The organism is Lysobacter silvisoli, assembly GCF_003382365.1.
GTDB classification, from domain to species: Bacteria; Pseudomonadota; Gammaproteobacteria; order Xanthomonadales; family Xanthomonadaceae; genus Lysobacter; species Lysobacter silvisoli.
Genome location: NZ_QTSU01000004.1, coordinates 99,313 through 111,830 on the forward strand (window position 1 = coordinate 99,313; position 12,518 = coordinate 111,830).

10 protein-coding genes are annotated in these 12,518 nt (G+C 70.8%); 3 read left to right on the forward strand and 7 right to left on the reverse strand.

The features are described 5' to 3' along the window. Positions 1-19: 19 nt before the first annotated feature. The 4 genes from DX914_RS18150 to DX914_RS18165 form a co-directional block, all read right to left on the reverse strand. Positions 20-217 (reverse strand): zinc-finger domain-containing protein, encoded by a 198-nt coding sequence (locus DX914_RS18150; protein WP_115861450.1) that lies wholly within the window; start codon positions 215-217, stop codon positions 20-22. A gap of 92 nt (positions 218-309) precedes the next feature. Beyond that, positions 310-1,020, reverse strand: coding sequence for a pirin family protein (locus DX914_RS18155; RefSeq protein WP_115861452.1), 711 nt, complete (start codon positions 1,018-1,020; stop codon positions 310-312). 3 nt (positions 1,021-1,023) lie between these two features. After that, complete coding sequence (locus DX914_RS18160; protein WP_425480706.1) at positions 1,024-1,704, reverse strand: YceI family protein; 681 nt, start codon at positions 1,702-1,704, stop codon at positions 1,024-1,026. Further along, positions 1,701-2,288 carry a malonic semialdehyde reductase gene (locus DX914_RS18165; RefSeq protein ID WP_115861456.1) on the reverse strand — a complete coding sequence of 196 codons (588 nt, stop codon included), beginning with the start codon at positions 2,286-2,288 and terminating at the stop codon, positions 1,701-1,703. The genes DX914_RS18160 and DX914_RS18165 overlap by 4 nt, the downstream gene beginning before the upstream one ends. A 147-nt stretch (positions 2,289-2,435) precedes the next feature. On the opposite strand from DX914_RS18165, the gene DX914_RS18170 reads away from it, so the two are divergent. Further along, complete coding sequence (locus DX914_RS18170; RefSeq protein ID WP_115861458.1) at positions 2,436-3,383, forward strand: mitochondrial fission ELM1 family protein; 948 nt, start codon at positions 2,436-2,438, stop codon at positions 3,381-3,383. Between the two features lie 569 nt (positions 3,384-3,952). On the opposite strand, the gene glnE is transcribed toward DX914_RS18170, so the two are convergent. The 3 genes from glnE to DX914_RS18185 form a co-directional block, all read right to left on the reverse strand. After that, complete coding sequence (gene glnE / locus DX914_RS18175; protein WP_115861460.1) at positions 3,953-6,766, reverse strand: bifunctional [glutamate--ammonia ligase]-adenylyl-L-tyrosine phosphorylase/[glutamate--ammonia-ligase] adenylyltransferase; 2,814 nt, start codon at positions 6,764-6,766, stop codon at positions 3,953-3,955. Between the two features lie 119 nt (positions 6,767-6,885). Continuing rightward, complete coding sequence (locus DX914_RS18180; protein ID WP_115861462.1) at positions 6,886-8,235, reverse strand: S8 family serine peptidase; 1,350 nt, start codon at positions 8,233-8,235, stop codon at positions 6,886-6,888. A 295-nt stretch (positions 8,236-8,530) separates the two neighbouring features. Further along, on the reverse strand, positions 8,531-10,135 hold the full coding sequence (locus DX914_RS18185) for a flavin monoamine oxidase family protein (RefSeq protein ID WP_115861464.1): 1,605 nt from the start codon (positions 10,133-10,135) through the stop codon (positions 8,531-8,533). Positions 10,136-10,296: 161 nt separating this feature from the next. Between DX914_RS18185 and DX914_RS18190 the strand changes: the two genes are divergently transcribed. Together DX914_RS18190 and DX914_RS18195 are read left to right on the forward strand one after the other, a co-directional pair. Continuing rightward, positions 10,297-10,926, forward strand: coding sequence for a hypothetical protein (locus DX914_RS18190; protein WP_115861466.1), 630 nt, complete (start codon positions 10,297-10,299; stop codon positions 10,924-10,926). Positions 10,927-10,941: 15 nt separating this feature from the next. Further along, positions 10,942-12,375, forward strand: a complete 1,434-nt coding sequence (locus tag DX914_RS18195) for an XVIPCD domain-containing protein (protein ID WP_115861468.1) — start codon at positions 10,942-10,944, stop codon at positions 12,373-12,375. Positions 12,376-12,518 lie beyond the last annotated feature (143 nt).

Consider the following 12,518-nt stretch of genomic DNA (forward strand, 5'->3'; position numbering starts at 1 on the left):
GCGGCGGGGCCGCGCGGGCTCAGTCGACCAGGGTGTAGTGCGCGCCGCAGTACGGGCACTGGCATTCGCGCTCGGCCTCGATCGGCAGGTACACGCGCGGATGCGAATTCCACAGCGCCATCGACGGCAGCGGGCAGCTCAGCGGCAGGTCCGCGCGGGTGACGGTGTAACGCTGCTCGGCGTTGGCCTGGGTGGGATGGGCGTTGGCTGCGGTCATGACGGACGACGGGTGGCGACGCGGGCACGCAGTTTAGCAGGTGCGTCCGCCGCGCCCGCCAAACCGGCGCGCGGCGGCAGCTGGGCCCACGCTCAGGCCGGCAGGTCGAACAGCAGCAGGTCGGCCGGCGCACCGCCGGCGCCGACGATGCGCAGCGGGCCGCTTTCCTCGCGGTAGCCCAGGGCGTCGCCGGCCTGCAGGCGGCGGCCGCCGGCCTCGACTTCGCCGCGGGCCACGTGCAGCCAGTACAGGCGCTGGGGGTCCAGTTCGCGTTCCAGCGCCGCGCCCGGTGCGGGGCGCGCGCCATGCAGCCAGGCCTGCTGGCGGATCGCCAGGCTGCCGTGCTCGCCGTCGGGCGAGGCCAGCAGGGTCCAGCCGTCGGCGTAATCGCCGGCCGCCGCCTCGCGCTGGCCATAGGCAGGCTGCGCGTTGAGGCGGTCAGGCTGGATCCAGATCTGCAGGAAGTGCACCGGCTGCGCATCGGAGGCGTTGTACTCGCTGTGCTCCACGCCATGGCCGGCGCTCATCCACTGCAGCGCGCCGGGGCGGATGGTGCCGCCTCCGCCGCTGCTGTCCTGGTGCGCCAGCCCGCCTTCGAGCACGTAGCTGAGGATTTCCATGTTGGCGTGACGGTGCGGCGAGAAGCCCGCGCCGGGAGCGACGCGGTCTTCGTTGATCACGCGCAGAGCGCCGAAGCCCATCCAGGCCGGGTCGTAGTAGCTGCCGAAGGAAAACGTGTGGCGGCTGTCCAGCCAGCCGGCCTGGACGCGGCCGCGGGCACCGGAGGGGCGTTCGACGATCATGGTTCAGGCCTTGGCGTCGGAGGCTTCGGCCTTGGGCACGATGGCCTCGGTGGTGATGTGGATGGTGACCTCGTCGCTGACGTTGGGCACGTACTTGCCCACGCCGAACTCGCTGCGCTTGATCGTGGTGCTGGCGTCGAAGCCGGCCGCGGCGCGCTTGGCCATCGGCTGCTCGCCGACCTTGTTGATGGTCACGTCCAGCACCACCGACTTGGTCACGCCGTGCACGGTCAGATCGCCGGTCACCTTGAGCTTCTTCTCGCCCGCGGCTTCCACCTTGGTGCTCTTGAAGGTGATGTTGGGGTACTTCTCGGCGTCGAAGAAATCGGCGCTGCGCAGGTGCTCGTCGAACGCGGGCACGTGCGAGTTCAGGCCGGCCAGCGGAATGGTGACTTCCACCGACGAGGCCGAGGGCTTGGCCGGATCGTAGGTGATGCTGCCGTCGACCTGGCCGAAGTGGGCGACCGGGTTGGAGAAGCCGAAGTGGCTCCAGCCGGCGATCACGTCGGTGTGGTTGGCGTCGATCTTGTAGGTCAGCGGGGCGGCCGAGGCGGCGCCGGCGACGGCAAATGCGAGGACGGCGGCGAGCAGGATGCGCTTCATGGCGGGAATCTCCGGAATGGGCGGCCGGCTCGCGGCCGGCACGGGGGATGCAACGGGCAAGGCTACAGCTAAGCCGCTCAGAGGATCTGCGCGACTTCGTCGAACGACAGGCGCGGCGAGCGCGGGAACAGCTTGGACACGTCGCCGTGACCGAGGTTGATCAGGAAGTTGGACTTGATCGGGGTGCCGGCGAAGAACGCGGCGTCGACCTTGGCGTTGTCGAAGCCCGACATCGGGCCGGCGTCCAGGCCCAGCGCGCGCGCGGCCAGGATCAGATAGGCGCCCTGCAGGCTGCCGTTGCGGAACGCGGCGGCGCTGCGGCCTTCGCGCGGGCCGTCGAACCAGGCCTTGGCGTCGGTGTGCGGGAACAGGTAGGGCAGCTTCTCGTGGAAGTCCTCGTCGTGGGCGACGATCACCGTCACCGGCGCCTTCATGGTCTTCTCCAGGTTGCCCTCCGACAGCGCCGGGCGCAGCTTTTCCTTGGCTTCGGCCGACTTCACGAACACGTAGCGGCCCGGCGACATGTTGGCGCTGGTGGGCGCCCACTTCAGCAGGTCGTAGAGGGCACGCAGGGTGTCGTCGCTGACTTCGCCGCCGAGCTCGTTATGGGTGCGGGCGGTGCGAAACAACTGGTCCAGGGCGGCATCGGTCAGGGGCGAGGACATCGGGGTCTCCGGAAGGTGGTGCCGGAGCGGGACGCCGCGGCCAGGTGCGGAAGTGTAGAGTCCCGTTCGTTAAGCGAAGCCGCCATCGCCGGAACGGATTGATCGCAAACGTGCAACGAATCACAGCCCGGAAAGCGGTTAAGCACCATGGATGAAACCTGGGTGCTCAGCGACGGCCGCGCTGGCAATGCCCGCCAGGCCCAGGCCCTGGCCGCGGCGCTGGGCCGGCCGGCGCGCGAATTCGTGCTGCAGCCGCGTGCCCCGTGGGCCTGGGCGGCACCGCGGCGGCTGCCCGGCGCCCAGCACGCGTTCGGGCCGGAGTTCGCCCAGGCACTGACGCGGCCGCCGGCGCTGGCGATCGGCTGCGGCCGCCAGGCCGCGCTGGCGACCCGGCTGCTGCGTGCGCATGGCGCGGCGGCAGTGCAGATCCTCGACCCGCGCCTGGATCCGGCTCACTGGGACCTGGTGATCGCCCCCGAACACGACGGCCTGCACGGCGCCAACACCTTGTCGCTGCTGGGCAGCCTGCACCCGGTCGACGACCTGTGGCTGGCCGCCGGCCGCAGCGCCTACCCCGCCTACGCGGCCCTGCCTGCGCCGCGCATCGCCTTGCTGTTGGGCGGCGCCAGCGCGCATGCGGCCTTGGATGCGCCGGCGCTGGATGCGCTGGTCGCGCAGGTCGCCGCGCTAGCCGCGCGTGTAGGCGGCAGCGTGCTGGCTACCGCCTCGCGGCGCACGCCCGACGCCGTGCGCGCGCACCTGCGTGCGCAGCTGGCGGCCGTGCCCGGCGTGGCCTGGAGCGGCGAGGGCGACGGCGCCAATCCGTATGCCGGCCTGCTCGGCTGGGCCGACTGCGTGGTGTGCACGGCGGATTCGGTGAACATGCTGTCGGAGGCGTCGGCTACGAATGCACCGTTGTATGTCGCCGGGCATGAGCGCTTGCAGGGGCGGCCGCGGCGGTTCGTGGATGCGTTGATCGCCAGCGGGCGGATGCGTGCGTACGCGGCCGATGGGGCACTGGACGCGTATGCGGTGATGCCGCTGCGGGAGACGGCGAGGATTGCGGAGCAGGTGAGGCGGCGGTTGGGCTTGTAGGGGTGGGGATGCGGGCATGGGTTGCGCCGGGGTGCGATGTTTCGCGTGCCCTCACCCCAACCCCTCTCCCGTAAACGGGAGAGGGGCTAAAGCACAAGCGGCGCCGGATCCATCCCCTCTCCCGCTTGCGGGAGAGGGCTAGGGTGAGGGGATGAGCGAAGCGAATGCTCTTGATCGGGCACCGAACTCGCCGCGCAAACAGAAGACCCGAAGTGCGGCGCACAGGACGTGCGCCGTTTTCCGCTCGGGCAGGAGGCCCGATCGGAAAATCCCTGAGCACGCTTCGATCTCGCACGGGAGCTCTGTCCAAGGACAGCGTTTTTCTTTGGTTACTTTCTTTTGACGCTTATCAAAAGAAAGTGACCCGGCCGCTTGCGGACGGAAGCTGTTGCTGTTGCTTCGACCAACACACCCAAACGCCTTCGCGAGTTCGGAGCTGATCGCGGCTCACGCCGCTCCTACCCCAAGGCGCCTGAGCAGACCCCACGCCGACCGACGGCTTGGTCGTAGGCGGGGATTCGCGGTCGCAGCTTGCGCAGCTCCTACAGGGGGAGGCCAGGCCGTGCAGCTCAGCCGAAACGCAAACCGGCCGACGCCGCCGCCGAACGTATCGCCTCGCGCGCACCCTCCACCGCCTCGTCCAAGGCCACACGCCGCGCGCGCCGGTCCAAAGTGCAGTCCAGTCCGCGCGCCAGCAGCGTCGCGTGCGCCGCCAGCAAGGACGAAGCCGTTGCCGCATCCAGCGCGCCCACCCCCTGCGCCATGCCGATCAGGCCAGGCGTATCGCGCGGCGCGAGCAAAGCCGCGTGCGCGCCCGACTGCCCGAGCACCAGCGCTTGCAACAGGAATTCCAGATCGACCAGCCCGCCCTCGCCCTGCTTGAGGTCGAAGGCGGCCGCGTCGCTGCGGTCCAGCTCGGCGCGCATGCGCAGGCGCATCGCGCTCACGTCCTCGCTCAGCTTGGCGGCATCGCGCTCGCGGGTGAGCGTTTGCGCGCGCACGCGCTCGAAATCCTCGCCCAGGCTGGCGTCGCCGGCCACGGCGCGCGCGCGCACCAGGGCCTGGTGCTCCCAGGTCCAGGCGCGTTCGCGCTGGTAGTCGGCGTAGCTGGCCAGCGACGACACCAGCAGCCCCTTGGCGCCGTCCGGGCGCAGGCGCACGTCCACGTCGAACAAGCGGCCGCCCGCGGTCACCGCGCCCAGCAGCGCCACCACTTTCTGCGCCAGGCGCGCGAACCAGCGTCCGGCTTCGAGCGGACGCGCGCCGTCGGACGAGGCCGCGGCATCGGGCACGTCGTACAGGAACACCAGGTCCAGGTCGGAACCGAAGCCCAGCTCTTCGCCGCCCAAGCTGCCGTAACCCAGCACCGCGAAGCGCGCCTGCGGCACGCGCCCGTGCGCGCCGGCGACCTCGCTTTCGGCCAGCGCCAGCACCCGCAGCACCACGCCGTCGGCCAGCCAGGCCAGCTGCCGCGCGCTTTCCTCGGCGCTCTGGCGGCCGTCGCGCAGGGCCAGGGCGATGCGGAAGCTCAGCGCCTGGCGCACCTCGTTCAAGGCCTGCAGCGTGGCCTCGGCATCGTCGCCGCCGTCGACCTGCGCACAGGCCGCGCGCAGTTCGGCGCGGCCGGGCAGCGGACCGACCACGCGCGCGTCCAGCAATTCGTCCAGCAGCAGCGGATGCGCGGCCAGACGTTCGGCCAACAGCGCGCTGCGGCTGACCACTTCGACCAGGCGCGCCAGCGCGGCGGGCTGTTCGTCCAGCAGCGCCAGATAGGCGCTGCGGCGCAGGACGTTGTGCAGCAAGGCGAGCAGGCGCTTGAGCGCGAGCATGGGCTGCGAGGACAGCGCCGCGCCCTGCAGCAGCGCCGGCAGCACGCGGTCCAGGCGCGCCCGCGCACTGTCGGACAAGCCGCGCACGCCGGGGCTACGGGCCAGGTCGCGCAGCATGCCGTCGGCCGAGGCCGCGTCTTCGAAGCCGGCGTCGGCCAGGGTGTCGGCGGCGCCGGCCTCGGGCAGCGCGCGCCAGTACACGGTGAGCGCATTGGGCGCGACCGCGCGCCGGCGCGGCGCGAGCAGCGCATCGAACTCGGCGGTCACCCTTGCGCGGCGCAGGTCCAGGTCGGCGCGCAGCGCGTCCCAGTCGGCGTAGTCCAAGCCCAGGGCGATGCGCTCGCGCTCGGCGGGGTCCTCCGGCAGGGCATGGGTCTGCGCGTCGCGGCGCATCTGCAGGCGGTTTTCGAGCCGGCGCAGGTAACGGTAATCGTCGGCCAGCGCGGCGCCGGCGTCCTCGCCGATCTGCCGCTGCGCGATCAGTTCGCGCAGCGCCGGCAGCAGGCGGCGGCCGCGCAGCTCGGCTTCGCGTCCGCCGCGGATCAGCTGCAGGGCCTGCACCAGGAATTCGATCTCGCGGATGCCGCCGGGCCCGCGCTTGATGTCGTCGGCCAGCTCCTTGCGCGCGACCTCGGCGCTGATCGCGGCCTTCATCGCGCGCAGGCCGTCGAGCGCGCCGAAATCCAGATATCGCCGGTAGACGAACGGCCGCAGCGCGTCGAGGAAACGCTCGCCCGCGTCCAGATCGCCGGCCACCGGCCGCGCCTTCTGCCAGGCATAGCGTTCCCAGTCGCGGCCCTCGCGCTGGAAGTACTGCTCCATCGCCGCGAACGACCAGGCCAGACGGCCGGCGTTGCCATAGGGGCGCAGGCGCAGGTCGACGCGGTGGCAGAAGCCGTCGGCGGTGACCTCGTCCAGCAGCCGCGCCAGTTGCTGGCCTAGCTTGGCGAAGTAGTTCTCCGCGTCCAGCGCGCGCGCCGGGTCGCGGCCGTCGTACTCGGTGCTGCCGTCGTGTTCGTAGGCGTAGACCAGGTCCACGTCGGAACTGAAATTGAGCTCGCCGCCGCCGAGCTTGCCCAGGCCGAACACCACCAGGCGCTGCTGCGCACCGCCGCGGTCGCGAACCACGCCGTAGCGCTGGGCGAACTCGCCTTCCAGCGCGGTCAATGCGCGCTGCAGGCAGACCTCGGCCAGGCGGGTGCTGCCGGCCAGGGTGGTCTCGACGCTGTCCAGGCCCAGCGCATCGCGCCAGATCAAGCGGGTGGAACCGGCCGCGCGGTAGCGGCGCAGCAGCGCGCCCCAGTCGGCGCGCTGTTCGGGCAGCAGCTCGGGCTCGGCCGGCTCGCCGGCGCCGTCGTCGGCGGCCAGCGCGGTCAGCAGCGCCGGCTGGCGCAACAAGGTGTCGATGGCGAAGTCGCTGATCAGCGCGACCCGCGCCACGCGCGCGGCCAGCGCCGGGTCGGCGAGCAGAGCGGCGTGATCGGCATGGGCGGCGCGCAGTCGCGCCAGCGCGCGTTCGGCCGCGTCATCGCGGCGGGGGGTGACCTCGGACATGCGCCGATGATGCCCGGCGCCGGCGCCGGAAAGAAAGCGGACGCCTGCCCGGCAGGCGTCCGCCTCGTTATCGCCGCGACCCGTGCCCCGGTCGTCGCGGCGCCCCTGCTCGGTACTGCTTAACGCAACGAATCGTCGGCGTTGACGCGGCCATGGCCGAAGAACTCGTCCACGCCCGGCGTGCCCAGGTCGGCCGCGCCGCGGCGCAGCGCGTTCTCCACGCGCGAGACCTGCAGTTCGCCGCCGTTGGCGCCGATCACCAGCGCGGCGATGCCGGCCGCGTGCGGCGAGGCCATGCTGGTGCCGCCCGCCCAGGAGAAGCCGCCGGTGCTGTCGCTGAAGACCAGGTCGAACACCCAGCACGGCCGCAGCAGGCCGGCCACGGTGCAGTTCTCGTTGCCCGGATAGGCCGAGTCGCCGCCCGGCGCGGCGTAGTCCACCGTGCGCTTGCCGTAGTTGGTGTAGCTGGTGGGAATGTCCAGATTGGTGTTGAAGTTCAAGGCCCAGCCGATCGGCGCGGTCGCGGCGATGCCGGTCACGCCTTCGACGCCGCCGGGGAACGACATCAGCCGGTTGCCGTCCGCGTCCACCGCATGGTCGAAGTCCACCGCCTCGTTGCCGGTGGACGCGATCACGATGGTGTTGTTCTGGCGCGCGTACAGCACCGCCTTCTGCACCGCCTTGATCAGGTCCTTGGTGTCGGCCGCGATCGGCAGGCCGCCGCTCACGCCCAGGCTCATGTTGATCACGTCGGCGCCGTTGTCGGTGGCGTAGACGATGCCCTGCAGGATGCCGGCGAAGCTGCCGCTGCCGGTGAACTCCGACAGCACCTTGACCGCGAAGAACTTGGCCGAGGGCGCCACGCCGATGATGCCCACGCCGTTGTCGGCCGCGGCGATGGTGCCGGCCACGTGGGTGCCGTGGTTGAACACCGGGAACGGCCGCGTGGCGCAGGCGCCTTCGCCGGCCACGAACGAGGTGTTGAGGTTGGCCAGCATGTTCGGCACCAGGTCCGGGTGCGCGCAGTCCACGCCCGAATCCAGCACCGCCACCACCGCGCCGGCGCCGCGGTAGTCGCGCGCCCAGGCATCGGTGGCGCGGATCGCCGTGTGCCCCCACTGCAAGTCGAAACGGGTGTCGTTGTCGCCGGTGTTGGGCGGGCTGGCGGCGTTTTCGCCCAGGCTTTCGGCGCTGACCACCATGGGCGGGTCGAACTGCAGCGCCTTGTCGCGCGCGGCCGATTCGATCTCGTTCAATTGCAGCGCGCGCACGGCGAAGCTGTCGTCGGCCTCGACGATGGCCACGCCCAGTTGCGGATAGCGCGCCTTCACCTGGCCGCCGGCGGCGGCGATCTTGTTGGCCAGCGCGGTGCTGAAATTCTGCCCCTTCGCCTGCACGACGTAAGTCGCCGCATGCGCGTTGCCGGTCACGAGCGCCGCCGCGCACAAGGCCAAAGTCCAACGTTTCATAACCCCTTCTCCTGGATAGAGTGACTCACGTCACAGTCGCCCCCCGCGCACCGCGAGGGTAGGACGATCCAAGCCGGGGTCTCAAGGCACGCAATCGCGCGCGAAAACGGCCACCGCACGTCGCATGACAACGGTGGGGTCCGAGGCGGGGCAATAAAAAAGCCCGCCCCGGTCGAACCGGTTGCGGGCCTGCTCCCTCCCCCACGTCGGGATGCGGGGCGATCGTGAAGGAAACGTTATCCCCTTTGCACGCTGCACTGCAAAACGATACCGACCAGTACAAAAAGCCCCGCAATCAGGCAGTTACATGAATAGGGGCCGGGCCGCGCCGTTGCTGGGTCAGGCGCAGCTGCACCAGGACCGCCTGCGCCGCGGTCTCGCCGGACTCGCAGCCGCCTTCCATGAAGCCCTGGGTGTCCAGTGCGCAATGCTCGCCGGCGAAGTGCAGGCCGCCCACCGATTCGCCCATGGCCCCGCGCAGGCCGGTCCAGTCGCCGGGGCGCAGGCAGGCATAGCTGCCGCGCGACCAGGCATGGCTGGGCCAATGGAAGCGCGCCTCGCGCGCGCCCTCGCGCGCCTGCGCCAGGCCCGGGTAGACCCGCTCCAGCGCCGCGGTGGCCGCGTCGGCCTGCTCGCGCGGCGTGCCCTGGCCCAGGGCCAGGCCGTGACGGCCGCCGGTGAAGTTGGTCAGCACGCCGCCGGCCCCGCCCTGCTTGCGCGTGGTCTCCCAGCTGGTCTGGTAACTCAGGTCGCTCATCGAGGCGCCATTGCCGCCGTGCTCGCGCCAGACCCGGCGCTGGTAGCCGATCATCAGCTTAGCGTTGCTGCCGTAGGCCAGGGTGTCGATGGCGCGACGCTTGGCCGGCGGCAACTCGGCCGTGAGCGCGACCTCGCGCAGCAGGGTGAAGGGCAGCGCCAGCACCACCTGGCGCGTGCGCACCTCGCGGCTGGCCGCGCCGTGGCGGAAGCTCAGGGTGTAGCTGCCGTCGGCGCCGGCGCTCAAGGCCTCCAATGCGTGGCCGCTTTCGATCGCATCGTCCAGGCGCGTGCCCAGGCCCTGCACGATGAGGTCGTTGCCGCCGCGCACGTGGTAGCGCTCGTCGCTTTCGCCGAACACCGCGAAGGCGTCGCCTGCGGTGCCGATGAAGGTCAGCAGGTTCAAGGCCGACTGCTCGTCGATCTCCAGCCCCATCTCGGTGGTGTAGGCCACGTCGATGAGCTTGCGCAGCCAGCCGCCGACGCCGTTGGCGTCCAGCCACTGCGCCACCGACAGCGCGTCGAGCACGCCCGCGCCCTGGTCGTCGCGGTAGGTGATGTCGCCGTCGCGCAGGCGCCCCAAGTCGCGCTCGATCAGCGCCGCCACCGGCACGAAAGCCGCGACGATCTCGGCCCCGCCGATGCGGCGGCCGTCGAAGTACCAGGCGTCCTCGCCCTCGTCGCCGTCGAGCAGGTCGTCCAGGGTCAGGTCCAGTTCGCCGGCCAGGGCGCGGATGCGGCTGTGGTTGCTGTCGATCAGTTCGCCGCCCAGTTCGATCACCTGACCGTCGGGAAAGTGGCCGCGCAGGCTGAGCATGCGCCCGCCGACCCGGTTCTGGGCCTCGAACACGCGCACGCGCACGCCGGCCTGGCGCAGCCGCCAGGCCGCGGTCAGTCCGGCGATGCCGGCGCCGACCACCACCACCTCCTCTCCCGCCGGCCGCAGCGCGCGCGGCGGCGCCTGGGCGCAGCCGGCCAGCACCAGGCCCGCGCCCGCGCCCTGCAGCAGGCGGCGCCGGCGCAGGTCGATGCGGCGCTCCTGGGCGAACTCGCGCAACTCGTCCAAGGGCGCGGGCGCATGCAGCGAGGCACGCGCGATGCGCGCCGCGCGGCGCAGCAATGAGTACAGGGGCGTGCGGGCCATGCGGATGTCCTGGGTCGGGTTCGTGCACTGGCAACGCGGCCCGCGTGCCGTTCAGGACAGCGCAGCGTGCCTGTGGCCGTTTTGTCGCGAATCTGCCGTTGTTTAGGGACCAGCGCATGATCTATAACCCGGAAGTCCCCAGCGTCCACGGAGGAGACGCCATGCCGCCGCCCCGCTCCACATCCCCCAACGCCATCACCGCCTGGTGCCTGCTGCCGCTCAGCGGCCTGGCCCTGGCCGCCTGCGCGCACGTGTCGCCGGGCAAGAACGAACGCACATCCATCAAGGAGGAATCCATGACCACCGTCAACGCCACGCTGTCCGGCGACGAAGTCAGCCGGCGCGTGCTCAAGCTGATCGAAGGCCTGAAGTCCAGCGACCAGCTCACCCCCGAATACGTGGCCGAGCAGACCGGTCTGCCGGTCGAGCGCGCCACCGGCCGCAGCGGCGCCTTCGGCGCCGGCGCCCAGCTCACCCCGGACTGGGCCTACAACCTGTACGTCAGCAAGGCCCCGGGCGACGATCGGAACAAGCTGATCTTCGACTTCTCGCGCACCGGCGAGGGCCATGCGCCGATGACCGCCATCTGCGGCATGGACTACAAGCAGTACGCCGACGCGCTCAAGGGCATGGGCTTCGAAGACAGCGTGACCTATGGCGAGCACGGCCGCGTGGACCACTACGTGTTCCAGCGCCCGTCGCTGTCGCTGCAGGTCTACATCGAGGGCGAATCCGACGAAACGCCGGAGAAGGTTCGCCACCACTGCGTGAAGATGATCACGGTCGAGTAAGGGAAGGATCCCGTCATGCCTATTAGCGCAGATCTGCAGAAACTCATCGACGATTTCGGCAAGAAGCCCGGCGTCAGCGCCGAAGCCGTCACCAACCTCACCGCCACCATCAACGGCTCGCCGGCGCTGATGGCGCAGCTCAACGACGTGGTCACCAAGGGCCACCTCAAGGGCTTCGCCGCGCTCACCGATCCCAATGCCGGCGGCGCCTACCGCAGCAGCGACCAGACCATGCTGCTGCCGCTCAAGGGCCTGGAGAAGGCGCCCGGCGGCACCTACAACGCCGGTAACATGACCTTCGTGCTCGGCCACGAAGTGCAGCACGGCTATTTCCGCGGCGACCGCGCCACCGCCCTGTCGACCTTCGCCACCGAAGCCACGGCGATGGCCAAGAGCCCGGCCGCGGTGCACGACTACACCACGATCGTCGGCAAGATGATCCAGACCAACCGCGACGACGAGGCCAAGGCCCACATCGCCGGCTGGAACGCTCTGGTCGGCGCCGCGCGCCAGACCAAGCCGACGGCCACGCTGGAGGACGTGTACCTGCTGTCGCCCGGCCGCGCCGGCGATTTCATGACCCGCAGCGGCACCGCGCCCAACTTCACCTACGCCATGAAGGCCGATCTGACCATCGGCGCCGACCTGTCGATGGCGCAGAGCGCCGACAACATCAAGGCGATGGGCAAGTACTACTTCGACATGCCCGGTTCGCAGGCGCGCCTGGGCCACAACGGCAATTCGGACTACGCCAACTACTACGGCGCCAGCTACGTCAGCTTCATCAGCCAGCTCGAGCACGCGCACGGCAAGACCGCCGACGGCAGCAAGCCGGCGGTGCACTTGAACATGACCCAGCTCAAGCTCAACGAGAGCCTGATGGAGCAGAACGGCATCGACCTGGGCGCCAACTCGGCCGGCCGCCAGCCGTACGTGGACATCAGCACCAGCACGCCCAAGCCCGGCCACTTCGACCACACCAAGACCACGCACCGGGCGGTGCCGATCAACTCGCCGCTGGAAGCGCTGCTGCAGGACGACCACTCGCACGTCCGGGTCGACCCGCGCAGCGCCGATCACGCCGACCACAAGCTGTTCTCCGGCATCCGCGAAAAGGTCGAGGGCGAGTACGCGCGCCATGGCCGCTCGGTGTCCGAGGGCGACCTGGACCGCATCGCCGCGGGCATGACCCTGGAAGGCAAGCGCAACGGCATCACCAGCCCCGACCACGTCGCCCTCAGCGTCGATCCGGTGACTAAGGAAGTGGGCAAGACCGCGTTCCTGGTCCAGGGCGGCCTCAACGACCCCGCGCACGTGCGCGTGGGCGTGCCGACCGACAAGACCCCCCCGGCCGAGGAATCGTTCCGCCAGCTCGACGCCCTCAACCAGGGCCAGCAGCCGGCCACGCCGGCTCCGGCCAAGGAACAGCGCCAGGCGCAGTCGATGTGAAGCCACGCGCGACCGTCCGTCGGTGCCCAGGCATCGACGGTCGGCGCGCACCGTCGGCCCGCAGGCCGACCCCACGGCCGCGGCCTGCTCGGCCGTGCCGGGCGCGGACGCACGCAAGTGCGCGGCCCGCTTCGAATTCCCCA